The sequence below is a fragment of the Pseudomonas sp. GNP014 genome (assembly GCF_054344005.1).
In genome coordinates, this window is the sequence record NZ_JBTGUS010000001.1 from 3,777,003 (window position 1) to 3,800,163 (window position 23,161).

Here is a 23,161-nt window from a genome sequence, read left to right on the forward strand (position 1 = left end):
TTCCCTAAAGTTCGTAGTCAGCTTTCTCTGAGCGTCAGTAAGGAATCTTCCTTCGAACTTTGGCGACATCGGAGCAAGTTTCGCGAGTGACATTCCAGTAGTCTTACGCACCTCGCGATAAATGAGCGCTCCGCTCACTCGGACTTTTATTTGAGTCACTTGGCAGTTCTGTCGGCCTGGCCGTTTTTTGCCGCGCGCGTTTTCCGTGCACGGTTTTTTCAGATGTGGGGATGTTTCTTTGGCAGTCAGTAACCTCGATATGCATGCTTTGTTCGTGCTCGGTGATTTGCGTGCAAAGCTGGTCAAGCTGTTCCAGTCGCGTTTTGTTTACATCACCGAGCAAAACGCCGAAGGCATTTACGTGGCCGAGATCGACACCGAAAGTGCCTTGGTGGTCGATGACAAACCGGGGCTCAAGCTCAAGGTTGGCGATCATTTCAGCGCGTCGGTCCTGCCCAGCCGCGAAGGCGGCAAGATGGATATCCGTTTTCGTGAAATCAAACTGACGGTCTACGGCCTGGGCGATTACGCCTTTGTCGACACCGCCGATGGTCACGCGATCCTGTTCAAGGAAGGCCACAGTGTGGTGACCGTGTTCGCCGCCAATGAGCAACTGCAGGAAGGCCTGACCAAAACCCTGAAAGCCGTCACCGCCAAGGCCGCCAAATGGCGCAAGGGCGAACTGGTGACCTTCAAGGCCAGCGAGTGAATGCTGTGAGTCGCGCTGATTTTCATGTGCACCACCTCGATAATGCGCGTGAAGAGGCTCGGCGTCTGTTCGATGCGAAAGCCCGATTGCAGGGCGCGTGGCTGGGGTGGGTGGCATCGCAGATCTACACGTTGCGCCCGGCGGAATACGCCAGCATGGTCAGACGCGAGCTGCAAAGCTTGCAGGAAAAGTCTGAAACCTGACCTCGTCCGGGATACGCCCCGGAAAAAGCAGGAACCTCGGCTACAGTCAGTTGACTGAGTATTCAGAGGCTTGCGGTCTTCCATCAGGCCATCCTGCTATTGCTGTGAACAGCACGAGGTGCAAAAAGCATGAACGGATTTCGACGGTTGTTGGCCGCCAGCGCGGCCGCATTCGCTTTGCTGGCGTCGGCACCACCGCTGATGGCCGCGCAGGCGCCGATTCATTTTGCCGACCTGAATTGGGAAAGCGGCAGCCTGATCACCGATGTCCTGCGGATCATCGTCGAGAAGGGCTACGGATTGCCGACGGACACGCTGCCCGGCACCACCATCACCCTGGAAACCGCGCTGGCCAACAATGACATTCAGGTCATTGGCGAGGAGTGGGCCGGGCGTAGTCCGGTGTGGGTCAAGGCAGAAGCCGAGGGCAAGGTGGTCAGTCTCGGTGATACGGTCAAGGGCGCGACCGAAGGCTGGTGGGTGCCGGAATACGTGATCAAGGGTGACCCGGCCAAAGGCATCAAGCCGCTGGCGCCGGACCTGCGCAGCGTCAGTGACCTGAAAAAGTACAAGGATGTGTTCAAGGACCCGGAGAGCCCGAGCAAGGGCCGGTTCCTCAACAGCCCCATTGGCTGGACCTCGGAAGTGGTCAACAAGCAGAAGCTGACGGCATACGGCCTGCAGGATGACTTCACCAATTTCCGCAGTGGCTCGGGAGCGGCACTGGACGCCGAGATCAGTTCTTCGATTCGTCGCGGCAAACCGGTGTTGTTCTACTACTGGTCACCGACACCGCTGCTGGGCAAATTCAAACTGGTGCAACTGGAAGAGCCGCCGTTTGATGCCGAGGCATGGAAGACCCTGACCGACGCCGACAATCCGAATCCGAAACCGACCCGGTCGCTGGCCTCGAAGCTGTCGATTGGCGTGTCTACGCCGTTTCAAAAGCAGTACCCGCAGATTGCCGAATTCTTCAGCAAGGTCGATTTTCCGATCGAGTCGCTGAACAAGGCGCTGGCAGACATGAGTGAAAAACACACCGCGCCACGCCAAGCGGCTGAAGCCTTCATGAAAGCGCATCCGGATGTGTGGCAGGCATGGTTGCCGAAGGATGTGGCGGATAAGGTGGCGGCTGATCTGAAATAGAGGGGTTGCGGCTGACGCCATCGCGAGCAGGCTCACTCCTGCATTTGGAATGCGTTTCCCTGTGAGAGTGAACCTGCTCGCGATGCTTTCAAGCTTTTAGAATCGAGTCTGCACCGCCAATTCAAAGGTGCGCGGCGTGCCCAGATAGTAAGCCGGCGACACATGCGCAAACTCGGCGTACACCTCGTTGGTCAGGTTGCGCACCCGCCCGGTGACGGTGGTGTGTGAATCAACCTTGTAGCTGAGGAAGCTGCCGAACAGCGTGTACGACGGCACCGTCATGGTGTTGGCGGTGTCGGCATACACCGATGCTACGTAACGCGCATCGACCCCACCTTGCCATTGCGGCGAAAAGTCATAGGTCAGCCACACATTGCCGACGCGATCCGGCACGTTAGTCGGGGTATTGCCCTTGCGCGACACCACGACACCGGCGGCATTCTTTTCAGTGAAGTCGTCGTACTGCGCATCGACCCAGGCGAAGTTGCCTTCGGCCAACAGCTTGTCGGTGATACGCAACGAACTCGCAATCTCGATGCCTTTCGAGGTCTGCTGGCCGACTGGAATGCTGCTGGTCGGGTCCAGTGGATCGGTAACGGCGAAGTCCTTGCGCTCGATGGTGTAGGCGGCGACGGTCGCCGAGCCTCGCCCGTTCAGGTAGTCGAACTTGCTGCCAATCTCCCATTGTTTACCCGTCGAAACATCAAAGTCCTGAGTACCGTTCGGTTGCTCGGCGGCGGTGCTGTATTGCACGTAGACGTTGGCCGACGGGATGAATTGCCAGGTCAGGCCGACGCGACCAGTCACCGGCTCCCAACCGCGCTTGAGGTGCTTGGGGTTGGTGGCGGTCACTGTGCGATGGTTGGTGACGTCGAGGTCGATATCGTCGTAACGCAGGCCTGTGAGCAGCGACAGTTTGTCGGTCAGCGCCAGACGGTTTTCCACGAACAGTGCCTTGGTCGTGACTTCATTGGTCTTGTCGCTGATCAACTTCGGGTTGGTGCCGGGAATGTCGTAGAAATGCCCCGGCCGGTAGTTGTTCGGGTCCACCGTACTCGCGCCTTTAACGTTGAGCGGTGAGTTGGTGGTCTGGTTGACCTTGTATTCGAAACCCCCGGACCACGTTGTATCGAGACCGAAGAACGTATTGTCGTGACGCAGTTCGAACTGGTTGCCGTTCTGCTCGCCCTGATGGCGCACCTGATACGCGGTGGAGCGATTCAGCGCTGTGTTGTCGGCGTTGTACTGATAGGTTTCGAGGTTGCGGTAGTCGCGCTGGCTGTCGAGGTGATACAGCGTGTTGCGCAGAGTGGTGCTGTCGTTGATCCGGTAATCAATGATCGAGCGCAGCCAGATCGTCCGTTGTTCGTAGCGCCCGTCTTCGACGTTGTAATTGTTGAAGCGGTTGTGTCTGTCGATTTTCAACTCACCGGCCTTGGGGTTGAGCACCGGCGTGCCCCAGTACGGGCTGTCTTCGTGCTCGTCCTGATATTCGAGGGCGAGGGTGTGCGACAGGTCCGGCGTGAGGTCGCTGAGCAGCGAGAACGCCACGCTCCAGGCATCGCGTTCCTGGCGGTCGATGTAGCCGTTGCTGGTGTTGTGACTGACATCCAGACGCGCGTAGTGCTGCACATCGGCATTCGGCGCGGTCAGGGCGTGGTTGAGGCCGAAGGCGGTTTCGGTGGTGTCGTAGGTGCCGTAGCTGACCCGACCTTCAGTCGCCTGTTCATCGCGGCTGGCCAGTTTGGTCACGTAGTTCAACGAACCGCCGACGGAACCTGCGCCATTGACCAGCGATGACGGACCACCGAGCAATTCCACCCGGTCGTAAATCCACGCATCCACCGGCCGGGCGAGGCCGCCGGATACGTTGATGCCGTTGAACATCTGGGTAATCTGGCTGCTGGTGAAGCCGCGATAGGAGACGAAGCCGCCGAAACCCGGCGGTGCGCTGGCATTGACCCCGGGCAGGGTGTTGGCGGCGTCCTGGAAATTTTGTGCGCCGTGGCGTTCGATGTCGTTGCGGTTGGCAATGGCCACCGACGCGGGTGTGTCGCGCACGCTCAGACCGAGGCGCGAGGCCATGCCACTGGATTGGTCGAGGCTCAAGCCCGGTTCGGCGCCGGACTCGCCATTGATGGTGATCGGCGCCAGATCCACGGCGGATTGCGCCCAGGCGTTAACGGACAGGCAGCCGCACAGGCTCGCCAGCAAAGTGAGTTGTTTCATCATTGAATCCTGAATGCTTGGCTAGGTGTCAGCGCACAGGCAAACGCCGCGCGTTGGCGCAGTGGGCTGACAAATCAATAGGGCGAAGACACTCAGGCGAGCGGTGGGGCGCGAGGGTTGGCCGAGGGCCAGGTGAAGCGGGCAGGGAGGTCGGCGCTGACGACAGGCGCCAACGGCGGACTGTGTTGTTCGGGCAGCACCGCAAGGGTCAGGCTGGAGTTGAACGCCGGGCCCATGCCCCCGCCGACAGAGCACAGCGGGCAACCGAACGCCTTGCTCAGGGTCGGCAGTTTTTCTTCGACGGGATTTGGCGAGAGCGGTGCTTGAGTGGCCGGGTCGACCGTACAGAACTGGCCGCCGATGCCGTTGAGTTGCATGCCGACCATTTGCCCGTGACCGATGCTGCAGGCGAACACATTGAACAGGACGCAGCAATAGAGCATCCAGGCCAGCAGTGAGCGATCGGAACGGGAGAATTTCATGGGGCGGCACTTTACCGTACCGCTGATCGGTCGTGCACTTGAAAAAATGCTGACTAGGATGATTTGTTCAAGTCTTTTGAAAGGACTCTCAAGCATGACCTTCGTATTGGCTCAGTGGCTGGTGACGATTTTTGCAATCATCAGCCTGGTGCATGTGTATTGGGCGTTGGGTGGGCAGTGGGCGGCGGTAGCCGCAGTGCCACAGATTCCCGTGCAGGGGCTGGTGGCGACAGTACGACCGGCCTTCGAGCCTTCAGGCTGGATCACGCTGCTGGTGGCGGCAGCGTTATTGGCGATTGCCGGCCTCATCTGCATGCGCGTCGGCTGGGGAATGCCGGCGGTGCATGACGGCTGGCTGCAATGGGTAATCAGTGCAATTGCGCTGTTGATGTTTGCCCGGGCAATTGGCGATTCGAATCTGGTGGGCTTCTTCAAAGAGGTGAAGGATTCACGGTTTGCGCGACTGGATACGTGGGTGTATTCGCCGTTGTGTCTGGCGCTAGGGGCGGGGTTGTTGGCGGTGGCCTGGGTTTGAGGTTTGAGGTTTTAGGTGATCTGGAAAGCGCTATCGCGAGCAGGTTCACTCCTACAGAGGAACGCATTCCAAGTGTAGTGGTGAGCCTGCTCGCGATAGCGTCATTGCAGACAATACAAAGCTTCAGTTGCCGCTTTCGGTGCGCCGGCTACTGACCTCGGCCGGCACATCATCCCCGGCCATGCGCTTGCGGAACAACGCCGCCCGCGCCAGCAGCAACGTGGTGACCGGTACGGTGATCGCCAACAGCACCGGAATCAGCCAGGCGTGCAGCACCGGCCCCGATTTCAATGCCGAAAAACAAATGATCGACGCCAATGCCACGCACCACGCTCCCAGCGTCGAGGCCAGGGCTGGCGGGTGCATGCGCTGAAAGTAATCCTTCATGCGCAATAATCCGGTCGCACCGATCAGCGCGAACACGCCGCTGAGCACCAGCAGGATCGCCACGGGGATCTCGACCCATAAAGACAAATCGGCATTCATTCGATCACCTCGCCACGTAGCAGGAATTTCGCCAGGGCAAACGAGCCGACGAAGCCGAACAGCGCAATCAGCAGCGCCGCTTCGAAGTAAGTGTCACTGGAATAACGAATGCCGAGGGTCAGCATCATCAGCATGGCGATGATGTACAAGTAGTCCAGGGCCAGTACTCGATCCTGCGCCGACGGCCCCTTGAACAGGCGCACCAGGGTCAAAACCATGGCCAGCGAGAACAGGAACAACGTCAGCAGAATCGCGTTCGACAGTAACGGGCTCATTCGAAAATCTCCATCAGCGGCCGCTCGTAAGTGCGCTTGAAGTGCTCGATGAACTGCGCTTCGTCATCCAGATCCCATACGTGCAGCAACAGAATGCTGCGATCCAGCGCCAGTTCTGACCACACGGTGCCGGGCACCACGGTGCAGATCATTGCCAGCGCCGCCAGGCCATGGGCATCGCGCAAGTCCAGCGGCACCTTGATAAAACGTGAACGGGGCGGGCGGCGACCGGCGTTGAGTACGCCCCAAGCAACGATCAGGTTGGACATGATCACGTCACGCCCGACCAGCAGGAACAGGCGCAGAATTGTCCCCGGACGGCGAACGCGTACTGGTTTCGGGCGCAACTTGCGCATCATCAATGGCGCGGCGAACCCCAGTATTGCGCCAAGCAACAGATTGCCCGGGCTGACCGACAGGTTCAGCGTCAGCCATAACACCCACAGGGCCAGTGACAGCAACGGTGCCGGGAAAATGCGCTTCATGGCTGCACCTCCAGCATCGCGGCTTTGGCTTCCGGGCTTGGCACGGCGCGGGTGCCGAGCACGGCCATCACGTATTGCTGCGGATTGTTCAGCGCGTCGGCGGTGGCCTGGGTGTAACGCAGCAGCGGTTCGGCCTTGAAAGTCAGGGCGATGCTCAACCCCAGCAGCAGGAAAATCGGTGCGCATTCGAGTTTGCGCAGCAGCGGCGACGGGCGCTCCTCGGGTGTCCAGAAGCGCTGGATGCCAAGGCGCGAGAACGCCATCAACGAGGCCAGCCCGGACAGGATCAACAACGTCAGCAACGCCCACGCCGCATTGGAAATCGGTGCGTCCGTGCCCAGCCCCAGCGGATTGAGCAAGGCGCCGATCAGATTGAGTTTGCCAATGAAACCGGACAACGGTGGCATACCGATGATCAGCAGCGCGCAGGCAATGAAGCTCAGGCCGAGGAACGCCATGGTCCACGGGATGACCTGACCGACCACGGCTTTCTGCTCGTCATCGAGGTTGATGCCCTTGGGCGGCTGCAAGGACTCCTGCGGACGTGGCAGCAGTTCGCTTTCGTCTTCCAGCGGAATTTCGTTGGCCGAACGCGAGCGCTCGATCAACTCGGCGAGCAGGAACAACGCGCTCAGCGCCAGGGTCGAGCTGACCAGATAGAACAGCGCGGCGCCGATCAGGTTCGGCTGGGCGAAACCCACCGCCGACAGCAGAATCCCCGCCGACACCAGAATGCTCAGGCTGGCCATGCGCTCCAGGCGTTGCGCGGCAAGAATCGCCAGCCCCGCGCAAGCCATGGTCGCCATGCCGCCGTAGATCAGCCAGTCGCCGCCGAAGAAGGCCGAGGCCCCGGCCTGGCCGGAGAAAAGCAGTGTCCACAGGCGTAGCAGGGTGTAGACGCCGACCTTGGTCATGATCGCGAACATGGCAGCCACCGGCGCACTGGCCGAGGAGTAGGCCGGCACCAGCCAGAAGTTCAACGGCCACATGCCCGCCTTGGCCAGAAACGCCACCGCGAGAATCCCCGCGCCAGCGTGCAGCAAGCCACGGTCGGCTTCCGATACCAGCGGAATTTTCAGCGCCAGATCGGCCATGTTCAATGTGCCGGTGACGCCGTAGATCAGCGCCGCGCCAATCAGGAACAACGACGAGGCGAGCAGGTTGATCGAGATGTAATGCAGCCCCGACGACACCCGAGCCCGGCCCGAGCCGTGTAGCAACAGGCCATAAGACGCGGCGAGCAACACTTCGAAGAACACGAAAAGGTTGAACAGATCCGCCGTCAGGAATGCGCCGTACAGGCCCATCAATTGAATCTGGAACAGTGCGTGGAAACTCGAACCGGCGCCGTCCCAACGGGCCATGGCAAACAGCAGCGCGCTGATGCCGATGATCCCGGTCAGCACCAGCATCAGTGCCGACAGGCGATCGACTACCAGCACAATGCCGAACGGTGCCTGCCAGTTGCCCGGCAGGTACACGCCGATGGAGCCGGGCACGCCGGTGGTCTGTGTCCATTGCAGCAGCATCACCGAAATGAACAGCCCGACGAGGCTGGAGAACAGGTTGATTTTCGCCTTCAGCGGTCGGTGTTTCTCGCCAAGCATCAGCATGATGGCGGCGGTCAGCAGCGGCAGCAGGATCGGCGCGGCGATCAGGTGAGTCATCGCCATCATTCTTTAGGCTCCCGGCCGTCGACGTGGTCGGTACCGGTCAGGCCGCGCGAGGCCAACAGCACGACGAGGAACAGCGCGGTCATGGCGAAGCTGATGACGATCGCGGTGAGGACCAGTGCTTGCGGTAGCGGGTCGGTGTAGTGCAGCAAGTCCTGGGTGACGCCGTCCTTGATCACCGGCTCCTTGCCGATGAACAGGCTGCCCATGCTGAAGATGAACAGGTTGACCGCGTACGACAGCAGGCACAGGCCCATCACCACCTGGAATGTCCGTGGCCGCAGGATCAGCCAGACGCCAGACGCGGCGAGTACGCCGATGGCGATTGCGATGACTTCTTCCATCAGACGGCTCCTTTGCTGGCGACGGACTTGGGCAGCGATGCAGTCTTGTGACCGCGTACCGATTGGTGGGCGAGGGCGGTAAGGATCAACAGCGTCGAACCGACAACCACGGCATACACGCCGATATCAAAGAACAGCGCACTGGCGATATGGATATCGCCCAGCAACGGCAAGGTGAAATGCCAGGTGTGGGTGGTCAGGAACGGATAACCGACGGCCATCGCACCGAGCCCGGTGGCGGTGGCGAACAACAAGCCGGTGCCCATCCAGCGCAACGGGCGCAGGCTCATTTGCGCTTCGACCCACTGCGTACCGGCGACCATGTATTGCAGGATGAACGCCACCGACATCACCAGGCCGGCGACAAATCCGCCGCCCGGCTGGTTGTGCCCGCGCATGAACAGGTAGCACGACACCACCAGCGCAATCGGCAGCAACAGGCGCACCAGCACCGCCGGCACCATCATGAAGCCGAGCGCGGTGTCGCTGGCCGAACGCGGGTTGACCAGATCGGTGACCACGTCCGGCGCCAGCAGGCGTTGCTGGGCCGGCAACTGCAGGCTTTCTTTCGGTGGGCGGAAGCGGCGTAGCAGGGCGAACACGGTCAGCGCCACGGCGACCAGCACGGTGATTTCGCCCAGGGTGTCGAAGCCACGGAAGTCCACCAGCATCACGTTGACCACGTTGCTGCCGCCGCCCTCGGGCATGGCACGACTGAGGTAGAACGAGGAGATGTCGTTCGGCGTCTGGCGCGTCAGCATGGCGTAGGAGAGCAACGCCATGCCGCCACCCACGGCAATCGACAGCAGCAAGTCGCGCAGGCGGCGAATGCGCGCTTTGCGCAGGCTGCTTGGCAGTGGCGAGACTTCTTCGATCCGGCGTGGCAGCCAGCGCAGCCCCAGCAGGATCAATACGGTGGTGACGACCTCGACCGCCAGTTGTGTCAGCGCCAGATCCGGTGCCGAGAACCAGACGAAGGTTACGCAGGTCATCAGGCCGCAGACGCTGACCATGGTCAGGGCGGCGAGACGGTGGTACTTGGCCTGCCACGCGGCGCCGAGGGCGCAGGCGATTGCCAGCAGCCACAGGGTCACGAAGACGATCGAGCCGGGAATCTTCGGCCGGTCGCCCCAGCTCAGGCTGCTGTGCAGCATCGGAATCAGGCCGGCGAGCACCGCGGCCAATACCATCAGGAACAGTTGCATTTGCAGGCGGCGGGTGCCAAGTCGACGTTCGACGCGCCGAGCCATGCGCATCATCACCACCAGACTGCGTTCGAACAGGCGCTTGCCGTTGAAGCGACCGATCAGTGGCGGGTATTTGAAGCGACCGCGCTTGAGCTGGTTGCGCAGCAACAGGTAGACGACGATGCCGCCGGACATGGCGATTAGGCTCATGATCATCGGCGCATTCAGACCGTGCCAGATCGCCAGGCTGTATTCCGGCAGCGTGCCGCCAACCACCGGCAGGGCGGCCGCTGCGAGCAGCGGGCCGACCACTTGCGCGGGAAAGATGCCGACGACGAGGCAGGTAAAGACCAGCAACTCTACTGGCGCGCGCATCCAGCGCGGCGGTTCGTGCGGGGTGTGCGGCAGGTCGGTGGCGGTCGGGCCGAAAAACACATCAACCGTAAAGCGCAGCGAGTAGGCGACGCTGAACGTACCGGCGATGGTCGCGACAATCGGCAGCGCCGCCTCGACCCACGCCGTGGCGTTGATGAACACGGTTTCGGCGAAGAACATTTCTTTCGACAGGAAGCCGTTGAGCAAGGGCACGCCGGCCATCGAGGCGCTGGCGACCATCGCCAGTGTCGCGGTGAACGGAATCAGTTTGATCAGGCCACTGAGTTTGCGGATATCGCGGGTGCCGCTTTCGTGGTCGATGATGCCGGCGGCCATGAACAGCGAGGCCTTGAACGTGGCGTGGTTGAGGATGTGGAACACCGCCGCGACCGCTGCCAGCGGGCTATTGAGGCCCAGTAGCAGGGTGATCAGGCCGAGGTGGCTGATGGTCGAGTAGGCCAGCAGGCCTTTGAGGTCGTTCTGGAACATCGCGCAATACGCGCCGAGCAACAGCGTGCACGCACCGGCGCCGCTGACGATGTAGAACCATTCCTCACTGCCGGACAGCGACGGCCACAGACGTGCGAGGAGAAAGACCCCGGCCTTGACCATGGTCGCCGAGTGCAGGTAAGCCGAAACCGGCGTGGGCGCCGCCATGGCGTGCGGTAGCCAGAAGTGGAAAGGAAACTGCGCGCTTTTGCTGAGGGCGCCGATGAGGATGAGGGGTAGCAGAATGGGGTAGAGGGCATGTGCGCGAATCTGATCGCCGGCGGCCAGGACCTTGTCCAGGTCATAGCTGCCGACGACATGGCCGAGGATCATGACCCCCGCCAGCAGGCACAATCCGCCAGCCCCGGTGACCATCAGCGCCATGTAGGCGCCGCGACGGGCGTCGGCGCGGTGGTGCCAGTAACCGATCAGCAGGAACGAGAAAAGGCTGGTCAACTCCCAGAAAAACACGATCTGGATCAGGTTGCCGGAAATCACCAGGCCGAGCATGGCGCCCATGAACGCCAGAAAAAACGCGAAGAAACGCGGCACCGGGTCATCCGGTGACATGTAGTAACGGGCATATAAAGAGACGAGGGTGCCGATGCCCAGGACCAGTATCGAGAACAGCCAGGCGAAGCCGTCCATGCGCAGCACGAAGTTCAGGCCCAGGCTCGGCAGCCACATGAACTCTTCGCGGATCACCCCGCCGTGGGCAATTTGCGGGTACAACATCGCGACCTGGACAGTGCCGATCAAAGCGACCAGGCCTGCCAGGAGGGATTCGGTATTACGCGCGTTGTGTGGCAGCACCGCTGCCAGACAGCTGCCAATGAATGGCAGAAGCAGTAGAACTATCAGGGACATAGGCTTCTAATCTGCGGAAGTTTGTGAAGCATCATACGTGCCAGCTCCCTGATCACCAAACGCCAGGATGTCTCAGAATCCTACAAAGTAGACTCAAAATTTGTGTTTGGCGTTATTTCAAGCCAAGGGAAGGTGTGGCAGATGGCCTTTTCGCGAGCAAGCTCGCTCCCACATTTGAAATACATTCCAGTGTGGGAGCGAGCTTGCTCGCGAAAGCGTTGGCGCAGGCGCTGAAGGTATTGCCGATCAGCCCTGCGTTTCTCGCTGCAGCTCAACATCGGTTTCTGCGGCCTTACCCTTAGTCTTCAACTCACTGACAATCACCGCCGCGACAATCAATCCTGCGCCCACCAGCGCAATTGCCGGCAACCGCTCCCCGGCAATCCGCCCGACGATACCGGCCCACACGGGTTCACCGGCATAGATCAACGTGGCCCGAGTCGGCGAAACACTCTTCTGCGCCCAGTTCATCGCCACCTGAATCGCCGCACTGGCGGCGCCCAGTCCCAGCGCGGTGACCAGTAGGGTCCAGGAGAAATCCGGAAGCATCTCGCCGGTCGGCACCACCATCAGGAACGACAGCACCGACGTCGTCGCCAGTTGCACCACGGTCACGCGACGCACATCAACCTGACCGGCATAGGTGCTGATCAGAATGATTTCGGCCGCAATGGCGATGGCGCTGATCAGCGTGACGATTTCACCGGAACTGAAATTCAACGAGGCGCCGGACGGCCCCGACAGCAGCATCAACCCGGTAAACGCCAGCATGATGCCGATGCTCGGCATCAGCCCCGGCCGCCGCCCGAGGACCAGCCATTGCAACAGCGGCACGAACGGCACGTACAACGCGGTGATGAACGCCGACTGACTGCTCGGGATGGTTTGCAAACCGACCGTCTGCAAACCATAACCGAGCATGATCGCCACGCCGATGAAGGCGCCGGCCCGGAGTTCGAACAGAGTCAGTGCACGCAGATGCCGCCAGGAAAACGCGGCGACAATGCACGCGGCCGCCGCAAAGCGCAGGCCGACGAAAAACATCGGGCCGCTGACGGTCATGGCGTGCTGCACCAGCAGGAAAGTGCCGCCCCAGACCATGGTGATCAGCACCAGCACGCACTCGGCCTTGCTGAAGCGGGAGAAGCGAAGAGGGGGGGAAGAACCGTTCACTGTCGTCATGACCTTGCGCACTGTAAAAAAGAGGACGCACAATGCGCCTAACGTTGCGCAGTATACTGCCCAACCCCACCGAGTGAGCAATATAGTGCACAAAGATTCCAGCCAAAGAACGTCCGTCCTTCAACACGTCAGCCAGAACGTTCGGCGTCTGCGTCACGCGGCGGACATGAGTCAGACGGCGTTGGCGGAAAAGTCCGGCGTCAGTCGGCGGATGCTGGTGGCGATCGAGGCCGGCGAGAAGAATGTCAGTCTGACCACTCTCGACCGGGTGGCCGAAGCCCTCGACGTCGCCTTCAGTGACTTGATTCAGGCGCCCGACGCCCGCGATCCGAGCCGCATCAATGAAGTGGCTTGGGCCGGCGTGATGCCGGGAAGCAAGGCCGTGCTGCTGTCCAAAGCCACCGCGACCCGTGAAGTCGAGCAATGGGAATGGTGCCTGCAACCCGGCGAGGTCTACCCCTCGCAACCGGACGCCGATGGCTGGAGCGAGCAGATTTATGTGTTCGAAGGCTGCCTGACACTGATGCTCGGTGAGCAACGGCAGCAGATCAACAAGGGTGAGTTTTTCATGTTTGCCAGCAACCAGCCGCACAGCTATCGCAATGACGGCGACGTAGCGGCGTGGTTTGTACGCAATGTGGTGATTTGAATGACGCAGAGCGCGGATATCCTGATCATCGGCGGCGGCCTCAGTGGCACGATGCTGGCGGTGCAACTGCTGCGCTTGCCTGGGCCGCGCAGCATCCTGATCGTCGAGCCGCGTGCCGAGCTTGGCCGGGGTGAAGCGTACAGCGCGGTCGAACCGGGCCATACGCTCAACGGTAACGCGGCGCGAATGAGCGTTGACCCGGACAATCCCGATGACTTGACCCAGTGGCTCAGCGCACATATTGCCGGCGGTGGCTGGCCGGAGTCTGCCGCGCAGGCCGTGCCGGTCAGCGAGCTGTTCCCGCCGCGCGGGTTGTTTGGCGTGTATGTGCAACAGCGTCTGGCCGAGGCCCGGAGTATCGGTGCGCAACATGGCTCGAGCGTCGTGCACCTGTGCGCGGAGGTCGTCGATTTGCAGGCGGACGCCGACTCGGTGCAACTGACGTTGCACGACGGTCGACAGGTGAGCGGCGCCTTTGCGGTTCTGGCGACCGGCATGTTCCCGGCTGCGCGCACGCCGCAAAAGCACTCCAGCGGCCTCAATGCCGCCGCGCTCGATCCGTGGGACGTGAATGCCATGCGCTTGCTCGATCCACACTCGACCGTGCTGATCATCGGCTCTGGCCTGACCATGGTCGATGCCGTGGTGTCGCTGGAACAGGCCGGGCATCGTGGGCCGATCGAAGTGTTCTCCCGTCACGGGCTACTGCCCCATGTGCGGCGGCAACCGCCAGCGTGGATGGATTTCCTGGCTGCGGATTACAGCATTCGTACCCCGCGACAGCTGCTGCGCGAACTGCGTCGGCATTGTCGGGATGCCATCGCCCAAGGCGTTGACTGGCAGGCACCACTGGACACGGTTCGCGCTCACATTGCACGTTTGTGGAGTCAGGCGACTGACGTGCAACGTCGACAATTCGTACGGCATGTGCGGCCGTGGTGGGAAAGTCATCACCATCGTTCGCCGCCGCTGAGTGCCGAGTTGGTTGAGCGGTTGCGTGATGAAGGGCGTTTACGGATTCATGCCGCATCGTTCAAGGGGCTTGAGCCGACTGCGAACGCCGGGGTGAGTATTCGTATCCGGCGTCGTGGCGAAACTGAAACCTGTGCGGTGCAGGGGGCGGCGCTGATCAACTCCAGTGGCATCGAGTATGACTGGCGGCGGGTGGCGCGACCGCTGCCGCAGCAACTGCTGGCACGTGGGCTGGTGCAGCCGGGGCCGTTGGCGTTGGGGATTGCGGCGGCAACAGATGGTGCGGTGCTGGACGCAGAGGGGGGCAAGGCGCGTCGTCTGTTCGCCATGGGGCCGCCGTTGCGCGGGATGTGGTGGGAGAGCACGGCGGTGACGGATGTGGCGTCGCAGGCCAAGGCGTTGGCGGCGCGTCTGGTGATTTGAGCTTGTTCGCTTACGGCCCCATCGCTGGCAAGCCAACTGCTATAGGGGCCGAGGTAGGGCGACAATTTTGCTGGCACTGCGCAATCTGTGGGAGCCTGGCTTGCCAGCGATGGGGCCCGCTCAACCGATGATCATCTCGGCAATGCCCCCACCAGCCAGCGCTGGCGAATCTGCTCAAGGCGGCCATCGGCGCGCAAGCTGTCCAGCGCCCGCTGCCAACGCGCAACCTGACGCGGGTCGGTTTGCAGCGAGAAGGCGATGTAAGTGTCTTTTTTCATCAACGGGATCTGGTACTGCAAGCGCCCGGGCTCCATGCCCTGTTCGCGGGCAAGGGACGCAAAGGACAGCGTGTCAGTCACCACGAAGTCAGTCCGCCCCAGACTGAACAGCCGCATCATTTGCTCCGGGGTTTCCACGCCATAAAGATTGTTCAGGTCCTGCCTCTGCAAATAGCTGTAGACCAGCCACTTGCGCGGCACGGTGATGCGGCCCGCCCGGTCGGCCTCGTGCAGGCTGCGTACACGTGGTTGGCGAGTGTCCTGCGCATAGAGCGCAGTCTCCACTTCGATCAGCGGCCCGACCCACTGGTAGCGATTGTCGCGTTCGTCGGTGCGCAATACGGTGAAGACGCCGGTGTCCGGGGTGTCGCTAGCCATACGCAGCGCGCGGAGCAGCGGGACTTGTTGGAGATGGATCTGATCACCGGTTGTTTTAGCCAGTGCGCGCACGATATCTACGCCAAAGCCGACTAACTGCTCGCCTTGTTGAAAATGCAGAGGCGGGTGGTAGTCGGTGAGCAATTGCAGATCCGCCGCATTGGCCGTCTGAGCCAACATTGAAAGCAAATATGCGGCAATCCGTTTCATGACTCGTCCCTGAAAAATTGATCGCGAAGCTTAGTACGGGCCGAGGCTGGCTGTCGTGAGGAAAGTACGGGGCTTTTGTGTCAGAAATAAAGGCGGATTGGCAGCGTCGGGTTCACCCTGAAACAACTGTGGGAGCCCGCCTGCTGGCGATAGCGGATTATCAGTCAACAATGATGTTGAATCTGATGACCCTATCGCCAGCAGGCGGGCTCCCACAGGGAGTCGCATCAGCGGTGAGGGTTACGCCACCACGCGATAGCACGGCACATACGCCGCGCCGCCCGGCAGTTTCATCCGGTGCTGAGCGACGAAGGCTTTGAGCAGCAGATCGAGCGGTTGCATGATCGCCGCGTCACCGCGGATCTGGTACGGCCCGTGTTCTTCGATCAGGCGAATGCCCTTGTCCTTGACGTTGCCGGCGACGATGCCGGAGAACGCCCGGCGCAGGTTGGCTGCCAGTTCGTGCGGTGGCTGGTCGCGGTGCAGTTTCAGGTTGGCCATGTTTTCGTGGGTTGGATCGAACGGGCGCTGGAAGCCTTCGTCGATTTTCAGCAGCCAGTTGAAGTGGAACGCGTCGTTGCGCTCGCGGCGGAACTGCTTCACGGCTTTCAGGCCCTGAGTCATCTGCCGCGCCACTTCAGCCGGGTCGTCGATGATGATTTCGTAGTGCTGTTTCGCCGCTTCGCCCAGGGTTGCGATGACGAAGGCGTCGAGTTGCTCCAGATACGGTGCGGCATGTTTCGGCCCGGTCAGGATCACCGGGAATGGCAAACCGGCGTTGTCCGGGTGCATCAGGATGCCCAGCAGATAGAGGAACTCTTCGGCGGTCCCGGCGCCGCCCGGGAAGATGATGATGCCGTGGCCGACACGGACGAACGCTTCCAGACGTTTCTCGATGTCCGGCAGGATCACCAGTTCGTTGACGATCGGGTTCGGCGCTTCGGCGGCGATGATGCCCGGCTCGGTCAGACCGAGGTAGCGCCCGCCGTGGATGCGCTGTTTGGCATGGGCGATGGTCGCGCCTTTCATTGGGCCTTTCATCACGCCGGGGCCGCAACCGGTGCAGATGTCAAGGCTGCGCAGGCCCAGTTCGTGGCCGACTTTCTTGGTGTACTTGTATTCTTCGGTGTTGATCGAGTGCCCGCCCCAGCAGACGACGATTTTCGGCTCCACGCCTGGGCGCAGGGTGCGCGCATTGCGCAGCAGGTGGAAGACGTAGTCGCTGATGCCTTGCGAGGTGCTGAGGTCGATGCGTTGGCTGTCGAGTTCGTTCTCGGTGTAGACGATGTCACGCAGGGCGCTGAACAGCATCTCGCGGGTGCTGGCGATCATTTCGCCGTCGACGAAGGCGTCGGCCGGAGCGTTCAGCAATTCGAGGCGCACGCCACGATCCTGCTGGTGAATGCGGATTTCGAAGTCCTTGTAGGCTTCAAGGATGGTCTTGGCGTTATCGACATGGGCGCCGGTGTTGAGAATGGCCAGGGCGCACTGGCGGAAGAGGGTGTAGGTGCTGCCGGATCCGGCTTCGCTCAGTTGTTGAACTTCACGTTGAGAAAGGGTTTCCAGGCTGCCTTTCGGGCTGACCGAGGCATTGATTACGTGTCGTTGGGTCATGCAATGATCCTTAAAACGATGTCATCCCGAACCAGGCGGATGGCATCCGAATAGTGTGTATCCATGAATGAAGATGGCACGATCTGCGCGGTACCGCCATGTCCCCGTTGGACGCTGAAAAGATGAAAAGGGCCCCCAGCATAGCTAAATCGCGCGTAGAGGCGATAATGCGCAGCGAGTTTTTTCCGTTGCCCTTTTTATCGCTCAAGGAAGTCATGCCTGATGTTCGAGATTCAGCCGATGGATGCAGCAACGTTTCGCCAGCAGACCCGCCGCAGCACGATCATCATCGCCGCGCTGTTCCTGGTGCTGGCGATGGGGTTTTCCACGGCGGCGGTGGCGCTGTTCGGCGAAGCTGGCGGAGATAATCTGCGCTTTAATGTCGGCGGGGTGTTCGTCGCGTTTCTGCTGACGGCGGCGTTGTTGCGCGGGCAGTTCTGGCATCAGGCGTGGATGGCGCCGGCGGTCTATAGCTGGCGGCTCAAGCGCAGTCTGATGAGCGTGACCAACGTGATGCACCAGGTGACGGCGGCGGTGGCGCAGAATGATCCGGCGGCGATGAAGGTGCTGCGTTTCTATCATCTGGGGTTGACCCAGATGCACGAACTGGACGGTAACTCCAGCGATCATGCGCAGTTGCAGCGGGAAGTCGAAGCACACAAGGAACGGATGCAGGCGCTGGGTCTGGAGCTTGACCAGAAGCGCCTGGATCCGGCCTGGCTCGAAGCGTTGAAACCCGCCTCCCGCTAAAACGGTATCCGGCTGGTGCGGCGCAGTTTCCACTGACGGATCGCGCGTCCGTAAACCAACAGATTGACCACCAGCACCACGCTGCCGAGTGCCAGCTGGATCTGCGGCGTCAGCCCGGCCGGGTAAATGATCGGCCAGATGTAATGCTCGATGAAGCCGCCGGCGTATTCGGTTTGCCCGGCGGCGTGGCGCATCAGGTTTTCCCAGTAGGTCAGCGGACAGGTCAGGTGCAACACTTCGACCGCCACGCCCCAGGCCGCGGCCGGCAGGTGCAGCCACATCAAGCGTGGCCACTTGAGCACCAGCAGCCCGCCGAACAGCACGAACAGAATGAAGGACAAATGAAACAGCACCAGCCCGTCGGCTGCGATTCGATACAGCATGTCGTCTCCCTGACGCGTTTGCGAATGGCCGTATGTTACGCCGCTCAGGGTGAAAATCGGCGGTAAGTGCGCAAGATTGTTCAAGCCATTAACACCGCTTCGCTGGCAGAGTCAGCGGCTGTTTTCCGGATGAAGAGCGTTATGTCTGACTCACTCATGCCGCGCAGTGCCTTTCTTCGCGGCGCGGTGGCGATCATGCCGTTATCGCTGGCGACCGCACCGTGGGGGCTGCTGGCCGGCTCCATGGCGATCGAAGCCAATCTCACGCCGCTGCAAGGGCAGGGCCTGTCGAGCATCGTGTTCGCCGGTGCCGCGCAATTGGTGGCGATCGGCATGCTCAAGGGCGGTGCCGGGATGTTCTCGATTCTGCTGACCACGCTGCTGCTCACGTCGCAACATTTGTTGTACGGCATGAGCATGCGTTCGGTGATTGCGCCGCTGCCGGGGCGCTGGCGCATCGGCCTGGGCTTCTTGCTCACCGACGAACTCTTTGCCCTGACCAGTCAGCATGACCGGCAGCAGTTCAATCGCTGGTATGCACTCGGTGTCGGCCTGACGTTTTACCTTGCGTGGAACCTGTTCACGCTGGCCGGTATCGTTCTGGGCAGCAGCATTCCAGGCCTTGAACATCTGGGCCTGGACTTCTCGATTGCTGCGACCTTCATCGCCTTGATCACCCCGGTGGTGCGCAATGTCCCGACAGTGGTGTGTGTGGCGGTCTCGTTGTTCTGCTCGGTGTTGTTCAGCTACTGGCAATGGGGCTCGGCGCTGGTGTTGTCGGGGTTGGCGGGCATGACCGCGGGGTTTATCTGCAACAAACTGTATCGGGGGCGCACATGATGGTTTGGGCAGTGATTGTCGGCATGGGGATTCTGGTGTTTCTCAATCGCTATGTGTTTCTTGAGCCGCGGTTGCCCTTGCGCTTGAGCAGCAATGCCCGGCAGTTTCTCGGTTTTGCGGTGCCGGGGATGCTCACGGCGATCTGCGGGCCGATCGTGTTCATGCCGGAAAAACAGCTGAATCTGCAGTGGGATAATCCGTATTTGCTTAGTTCGCTGGTGGCGATCGCCTTGGTCATCTACACCCGCAATACTTTACTGAGCATGCTATTGAGCATGGCGTTCTTTTTTCTGTTGCGTTGGTGGCTGTAAGTTGCCGGATGAAAACTGTTCTACGCTTTCAGGATGACCTTTTACTTGTGACAGGAGGTGCGCATGGCGACTGAGCAAAAGCATCCGGAAGCGGATGAAGAAGAAACCGACGAGCCCACGCAAGAAGAAATCGAGCGGGAAAAACACAAGGAACAAACCTGGAAACACGACGATGGCAGAGAGCTGTCGGACCCCGACCGCAAGTTCTGATCGTTTGCCCTGAAAAAGCCCCGCACAAGCATACAAGCGGGGCTTTTTCGTTGTTTCAGAGATCGTCCACCTGCGTGAAATCGGGGTGTGAAGCCCGATAGCCCAAGGTTCGGTCGATCCACGCATTGAGCTCGTTGACCATCACCGGCGGATGGCCGGGATACCTTTCGAGGGTGGTGCGCAGGAGGCGTTCGATGTCGGGCACGGCACGCAGGTTTCGGGTCTTGATGTAGTGGCCGATAAAACAGTCGAGTTCAAAGCGTTCTGTCATCGACAGATAAATACACTCCAGGCCGCTGACCTGTTTGATTGCAAAATCGTCGCGCAACTTATTTCTCTGCAAGGTTTGTAAAAGTTGTAGGGAATTCCTGATTTGTTGACTATTTAGTCAACTGGTATGCCAATCGGAAATGCGGCGCGCATGCTATCCGTAGTGCCTCTAAATGTATGTATGACGAGTGAAATGTCAGACAGGCGGTTAGTTCGCTCAAACGTCTGTTTTTCGCTCTGTTTCAGCGATGAAACACCCTCTGTAACGATCCTGCGTCACCCGAAGGCGCAGCCTTCGGCAGCGTCATAGATAACGGGTGGAGGCGGGGGATGTTTACGGGATTGCGGTGATGAGGCTGGCGCCCTGGTTGCGCGCGTTGCCGACGGCCTTGTCGACCTTGTGCCATTCGAACATTTCGCTGCCTTCGCCTTCGAACAGCAGCATCTGTTCGGCGCGTTCGCCAGGTGTGGCAGGGTCGAGCCATTCGTTTGCCAGTGCTGCGCTGAATACCACCGGGCGACGATCGTGGATATCGAGCATACCGCCCTTGCTGTCGGCGGTGATGATCACGAAACCATCGTCGTCTCGCGGCTCGCGATCCGCTGTCGGAAACTGACCGATGGCCGCGCAGAATACCGCTGAGCGGTCTGCCCGACGGATCAGCCATGGTTGTCGGGTGTTGTCCGCTGCGTCGACCCATTCAAACCAGTTGTCCACCGGTACGATCAGCCGATGGCGCCAGATCGCCCGGAAGAACGGGCCGTGCGCGACTTTCTCCACCCGCGCATTGATCGGCGCGGCGCGATCCCTGGCCCAGTGCGGGCGCCAGCCCCAGCGCAGATTGTCGGCATATAACCGTCGTTCATGCTGATGCAGCACGGCCAGCGACGTGGTCGGCGCGGCGTTGTAGCGATTCAATGGTGCGTCGCCAACATGATTGAGCAGCGCATCGGGAATGCTCAACACCGCCACGAAATCGTGGATACCGCGGTACTGCGAGAGTCGTCCGCACATCGGCTGAATCTCCGGCTGGAGCTGTCAGCTTAGTCGCTGTTGCGGACTCAATCCCTTGCGTCCTGACCGGTGAACGTGTCGCGCCAGATCAGCCAGCGTCGTTCGATGACGGCGAGCACGCCATCGCTGAGTTTACCGAGCGACGCCAGGACGATGATGGCCGCCAGCACGATGTCCGGGCGCGAGGTTTCGCGCCCGTCACTGAGCAGATAACCCAGGCCTTTGGTCGCCGCAATCAATTCGGCGGCGACCAGAAACATCCACGCCAGACTCATGCCGCTGCGCAACCCGGTGAACAGCCCGGGCAGGGCGGCGGGCAGCAGAATCCGTCGCACCAGTTGCCAGCGGCTGAAACCATAGATGCGCCCGACCTCGACCCATTTACGATCAATGTTGCGGATGGCCGCGACGCCATTGGCGTATACCGGAAAGAACGCGCCGATGGCGATCAAGACAATTTTCGACGTCTCGTCGATGCCCAGCCACAGCAGCAACAACGGCACCCAGGCCAGGCTTGGAATGGCGCGGAGCGCGGCGAAGGTCGGTTCCAGATACGCCTCGGCCTCGCGGCTCAAACCGACCCACGCGGCAAACACCAGCGCCAGGCTGGCGCCGATGGCGAAACCCAGCAGCACGCGAATCAGGCTCGCAGCGATGTGTTTCCACAAGGCGCCCTCGGCGAGGTCGGTGAGGGTCAGGGCGATCTCGCTCGGCGCTGGCATCTGGTGGGACGGCAACCAGCCGCTACGCACGATGATTTCCAGGGCGACGATGATCAACAGCGGCAAGGTCAGGCCTTTGAGTCGGCGTTGCCATGCAGGATGAATGGCAGGCGTGCGTTTGCGCGCCACGGTGAGTGGCGCGGACAACGCTTTGCTGTAACGGGACATGATTTGGCTCCGCACACGGCCAATCCGCGACGCGCGCGGATTGGCCGTGAGTCTGGTCGATTACTGGCGGGCGACGGCTTGCTGCACACCACTGTCGAGCAACTGGTCGATGACCTGATCGACGTTGACGCCACGTCGCACCAGTTCTTCGGACACCAGAATCGGTGCGGCGGACTTGGAGGCGAGCACATCGTTGGCGGTCAGTTGCGGGCTGCTCAGGTCAGTGCGCGACAGCTGCAGTCTGGCCACATCCAGCGATAGACCGGACTCTTTGGCGAGGAGGGCGGCGAACTGGTCAGGATTTTTCAGCGCCCAGTCGCGCGCCTGCTCGTAAGCCTTGATCACCGTGGCGATGGTCTGCGGATGGTCCTTGGCGTATGCCTCAGTGACACTGACCACGCCATAGCTGTTGAACGCCGGGTTGCGGTACAGCAGGCGCGAACCGGCCTGCACCTGACTGGCGGCCATGTGCGGATCGAGGCCGGCCCAGGCATCGACGTCGCCTTTTTCCAGGGCGGTCCGACCGTCCGGATGTTGCAGATGCACCAGTTCCACATCGTCCTTGTTCAGCCCGGCCTGTTGCAGGCTGCGCAGGGTAAACAGGTACGGGTCGGTGCCTTTGGTCGCGGCAATTTTCTTGCCTTTGAGGTCGGCGATGGATTGGTAAGGCGAGTCTTTGCGCACCACCAGCGCGGTCCATTCCGCACGGCTGTAAACGTACACCGATTTGATCGGGCTGCCGTTGGCGCGACTCAGCACGGCGGCGAGGCTGGCGCTGGACGCGAAATCGACGCCACCGCTATTGAGGTATTCCAGCGAGCGGTTGCTGCCCTGGCTCAGCACCCAGCTGACTTGGGTGTCCGGCAGGGCTTTTTCGAGGAAGCCGAAGTGTTTCAGCACCAGGCTGACGGGCGAGTAGTAGGCGTAGTCGAGATGGACTTGCGCCGGCGCGGTTTCGGCGTGAGCCAGCGGTTGCAGGCCCAGAACCAGGGCGCCGGCGGCGAGCAACGTTTTAAGGCGGGGAAACGGCAACAACGATTTCATGGGAGCGCTCCGGCAAAGGCACAAGTTGCTTATGTCCAAAAAGATATTTTTATCGAATGCTTCCTGCATCAATGGAATATTGCAGGCTCTGTGCCATGTGTGCGGACTGCCCGGATTACAAGGGTTTTTCGGCGCTTTGCAAGGTTGGAAGTGTTGCCTGAAGAACAGTGTGGCGCGGCACTGTTGCGCGGCCAACAGTCCAGATCAACGGTGATGAGCTTATGCATTAATCGAATTTTAAAAGCTTTTGTTAAGAG

Annotated in this window: 26 protein-coding genes; 10 read left to right on the forward strand and 16 right to left on the reverse strand. The window is 60.8% G+C overall.

Going from position 1 to position 23,161, the window contains the following annotated elements; all coding sequences use genetic code 11:
- The first annotated feature begins 259 nt into the window (after nucleotides 1–259).
- From ACXX9E_RS17015 to ACXX9E_RS17025, 3 genes are all read left to right on the forward strand, one after another.
- Nucleotides 260–709 carry a hypothetical protein gene (locus ACXX9E_RS17015; RefSeq protein WP_163005233.1) on the forward strand — a complete coding sequence of 150 codons (450 nt, stop codon included), beginning with the start codon at nucleotides 260–262 and terminating at the stop codon, nucleotides 707–709.
- Between the two features lie 5 nt (nucleotides 710–714).
- On the forward strand, nucleotides 715–912 hold the full coding sequence (locus ACXX9E_RS17020) for a hypothetical protein (protein WP_123469150.1): 198 nt from the start codon (nucleotides 715–717) through the stop codon (nucleotides 910–912).
- Between the two features lie 129 nt (nucleotides 913–1,041).
- The gene (locus tag ACXX9E_RS17025; protein ID WP_447808011.1) at nucleotides 1,042–2,058 is read left to right on the forward strand and encodes an ABC transporter substrate-binding protein; all 1,017 of its coding nucleotides are present in this window, start codon (nucleotides 1,042–1,044) and stop codon (nucleotides 2,056–2,058) included.
- A gap of 96 nt (nucleotides 2,059–2,154) precedes the next feature.
- On the opposite strand, the gene ACXX9E_RS17030 is transcribed toward ACXX9E_RS17025, so the two are convergent.
- Both ACXX9E_RS17030 and ACXX9E_RS17035 read right to left on the reverse strand, forming a co-directional pair.
- On the reverse strand, nucleotides 2,155–4,287 hold the full coding sequence (locus tag ACXX9E_RS17030; RefSeq protein WP_458555770.1) for a TonB-dependent receptor: 2,133 nt from the start codon (nucleotides 4,285–4,287) through the stop codon (nucleotides 2,155–2,157).
- 92 nt (nucleotides 4,288–4,379) lie between these two features.
- A complete protein-coding gene (locus ACXX9E_RS17035) occupies nucleotides 4,380–4,769 on the reverse strand; it encodes a DUF2946 domain-containing protein (RefSeq protein ID WP_186747237.1) in 390 nt (129 codons plus the stop codon).
- 94 nt (nucleotides 4,770–4,863) lie between these two features.
- Here ACXX9E_RS17035 and ACXX9E_RS17040 point away from each other — a divergent pair, with 94 nt between their 5' ends.
- On the forward strand, nucleotides 4,864–5,304 hold the full coding sequence (locus ACXX9E_RS17040) for a DUF3995 domain-containing protein (protein WP_186747234.1): 441 nt from the start codon (nucleotides 4,864–4,866) through the stop codon (nucleotides 5,302–5,304).
- A 123-nt stretch (nucleotides 5,305–5,427) separates the two neighbouring features.
- Here the strand turns inward: ACXX9E_RS17040 and ACXX9E_RS17045 are convergent, their stop codons facing one another.
- The 7 genes from ACXX9E_RS17045 to ACXX9E_RS17075 all read right to left on the reverse strand — a co-directional run bounded on the left by ACXX9E_RS17045 (nucleotide 5,428) and on the right by ACXX9E_RS17075 (nucleotide 12,667).
- Nucleotides 5,428–5,790, reverse strand: coding sequence for a Na+/H+ antiporter subunit G (locus ACXX9E_RS17045; RefSeq protein ID WP_222833149.1), 363 nt, complete (start codon nucleotides 5,788–5,790; stop codon nucleotides 5,428–5,430).
- The gene (locus ACXX9E_RS17050) at nucleotides 5,787–6,065 is read right to left on the reverse strand and encodes a K+/H+ antiporter subunit F (RefSeq protein ID WP_123467805.1); all 279 of its coding nucleotides are present in this window, start codon (nucleotides 6,063–6,065) and stop codon (nucleotides 5,787–5,789) included. Before ACXX9E_RS17050 ends, ACXX9E_RS17045 begins: the two co-directional genes overlap by 4 nt.
- On the reverse strand, nucleotides 6,062–6,550 hold the full coding sequence (locus ACXX9E_RS17055; protein ID WP_123467807.1) for a Na+/H+ antiporter subunit E: 489 nt from the start codon (nucleotides 6,548–6,550) through the stop codon (nucleotides 6,062–6,064). The genes ACXX9E_RS17050 and ACXX9E_RS17055 overlap by 4 nt, the downstream gene beginning before the upstream one ends.
- Complete coding sequence (locus tag ACXX9E_RS17060; protein ID WP_458555771.1) at nucleotides 6,547–8,226, reverse strand: monovalent cation/H+ antiporter subunit D; 1,680 nt, start codon at nucleotides 8,224–8,226, stop codon at nucleotides 6,547–6,549. Before ACXX9E_RS17060 ends, ACXX9E_RS17055 begins: the two co-directional genes overlap by 4 nt.
- Nucleotides 8,223–8,567, reverse strand: a complete 345-nt coding sequence (locus tag ACXX9E_RS17065; protein WP_008085854.1) for a Na+/H+ antiporter subunit C — start codon at nucleotides 8,565–8,567, stop codon at nucleotides 8,223–8,225. Before ACXX9E_RS17065 ends, ACXX9E_RS17060 begins: the two co-directional genes overlap by 4 nt.
- Nucleotides 8,567–11,485: a monovalent cation/H+ antiporter subunit A gene (locus ACXX9E_RS17070; protein ID WP_267795368.1), complete on the reverse strand. Its 2,919-nt coding sequence runs from the start codon at nucleotides 11,483–11,485 to the stop codon at nucleotides 8,567–8,569. The genes ACXX9E_RS17065 and ACXX9E_RS17070 overlap by 1 nt, the downstream gene beginning before the upstream one ends.
- A gap of 246 nt (nucleotides 11,486–11,731) precedes the next feature.
- Nucleotides 11,732–12,667 (reverse strand): DMT family transporter, encoded by a 936-nt coding sequence (locus ACXX9E_RS17075; protein ID WP_123467813.1) that lies wholly within the window; start codon nucleotides 12,665–12,667, stop codon nucleotides 11,732–11,734.
- Between the two features lie 85 nt (nucleotides 12,668–12,752).
- Between ACXX9E_RS17075 and ACXX9E_RS17080 the strand changes: the two genes are divergently transcribed.
- On the forward strand, nucleotides 12,753–13,316 hold the full coding sequence (locus tag ACXX9E_RS17080; RefSeq protein WP_123467815.1) for a helix-turn-helix domain-containing protein: 564 nt from the start codon (nucleotides 12,753–12,755) through the stop codon (nucleotides 13,314–13,316).
- A complete protein-coding gene (locus tag ACXX9E_RS17085) occupies nucleotides 13,317–14,711 on the forward strand; it encodes an FAD/NAD(P)-binding protein (protein ID WP_458555772.1) in 1,395 nt (464 codons plus the stop codon). It begins immediately after the preceding gene.
- Nucleotides 14,712–14,842: 131 nt separating this feature from the next.
- Here ACXX9E_RS17085 and ACXX9E_RS17090 read toward each other — a convergent pair whose 3' ends face one another.
- A complete protein-coding gene (locus ACXX9E_RS17090; RefSeq protein ID WP_458555773.1) occupies nucleotides 14,843–15,577 on the reverse strand; it encodes a substrate-binding periplasmic protein in 735 nt (244 codons plus the stop codon).
- A 240-nt stretch (nucleotides 15,578–15,817) separates the two neighbouring features.
- The gene (gene ppnN, locus ACXX9E_RS17095) at nucleotides 15,818–17,191 is read right to left on the reverse strand and encodes a nucleotide 5'-monophosphate nucleosidase PpnN (protein ID WP_267795360.1); all 1,374 of its coding nucleotides are present in this window, start codon (nucleotides 17,189–17,191) and stop codon (nucleotides 15,818–15,820) included.
- Between the two features lie 222 nt (nucleotides 17,192–17,413).
- Here ppnN and ACXX9E_RS17100 point away from each other — a divergent pair, with 222 nt between their 5' ends.
- Nucleotides 17,414–17,941 carry a DUF3087 domain-containing protein gene (locus ACXX9E_RS17100; protein ID WP_458555774.1) on the forward strand — a complete coding sequence of 176 codons (528 nt, stop codon included), beginning with the start codon at nucleotides 17,414–17,416 and terminating at the stop codon, nucleotides 17,939–17,941.
- Here ACXX9E_RS17100 and ACXX9E_RS17105 read toward each other — a convergent pair.
- A complete protein-coding gene (locus ACXX9E_RS17105) occupies nucleotides 17,938–18,324 on the reverse strand; it encodes a DUF2784 domain-containing protein (protein ID WP_123467825.1) in 387 nt (128 codons plus the stop codon). The genes ACXX9E_RS17100 and ACXX9E_RS17105 overlap by 4 nt on opposite strands.
- A gap of 141 nt (nucleotides 18,325–18,465) precedes the next feature.
- On the opposite strand from ACXX9E_RS17105, the gene ACXX9E_RS17110 reads away from it, so the two are divergent.
- The 3 genes from ACXX9E_RS17110 (at nucleotide 18,466) to ACXX9E_RS17120 (ending at nucleotide 19,685) form a co-directional block, all read left to right on the forward strand.
- A complete protein-coding gene (locus tag ACXX9E_RS17110) occupies nucleotides 18,466–19,164 on the forward strand; it encodes an AzlC family ABC transporter permease (protein ID WP_458555775.1) in 699 nt (232 codons plus the stop codon).
- Entirely contained in the window at nucleotides 19,164–19,475 is a 312-nt protein-coding gene (locus ACXX9E_RS17115; RefSeq protein WP_177490661.1) for an AzlD domain-containing protein, read from the forward strand. The genes ACXX9E_RS17110 and ACXX9E_RS17115 overlap by 1 nt, the downstream gene beginning before the upstream one ends.
- Before the next feature lie 63 nt (nucleotides 19,476–19,538).
- Nucleotides 19,539–19,685 carry a hypothetical protein gene (locus tag ACXX9E_RS17120; RefSeq protein ID WP_185015821.1) on the forward strand — a complete coding sequence of 49 codons (147 nt, stop codon included), beginning with the start codon at nucleotides 19,539–19,541 and terminating at the stop codon, nucleotides 19,683–19,685.
- 55 nt (nucleotides 19,686–19,740) lie between these two features.
- Here ACXX9E_RS17120 and ACXX9E_RS17125 read toward each other — a convergent pair whose 3' ends face one another.
- The 4 genes from ACXX9E_RS17125 to ACXX9E_RS17140 form a co-directional block, all read right to left on the reverse strand.
- Nucleotides 19,741–20,013: a hypothetical protein gene (locus tag ACXX9E_RS17125; protein WP_123467831.1), complete on the reverse strand. Its 273-nt coding sequence runs from the start codon at nucleotides 20,011–20,013 to the stop codon at nucleotides 19,741–19,743.
- 276 nt (nucleotides 20,014–20,289) lie between these two features.
- Nucleotides 20,290–20,970 carry an SOS response-associated peptidase family protein gene (locus ACXX9E_RS17130; protein WP_458555776.1) on the reverse strand — a complete coding sequence of 227 codons (681 nt, stop codon included), beginning with the start codon at nucleotides 20,968–20,970 and terminating at the stop codon, nucleotides 20,290–20,292.
- A gap of 47 nt (nucleotides 20,971–21,017) precedes the next feature.
- Nucleotides 21,018–21,860, reverse strand: coding sequence for an ABC transporter permease (locus tag ACXX9E_RS17135; protein ID WP_123467835.1), 843 nt, complete (start codon nucleotides 21,858–21,860; stop codon nucleotides 21,018–21,020).
- A 60-nt stretch (nucleotides 21,861–21,920) separates the two neighbouring features.
- A complete protein-coding gene (locus tag ACXX9E_RS17140; protein WP_458555777.1) occupies nucleotides 21,921–22,904 on the reverse strand; it encodes an aliphatic sulfonate ABC transporter substrate-binding protein in 984 nt (327 codons plus the stop codon).
- Nucleotides 22,905–23,161: the final 257 nt, after the last annotated feature.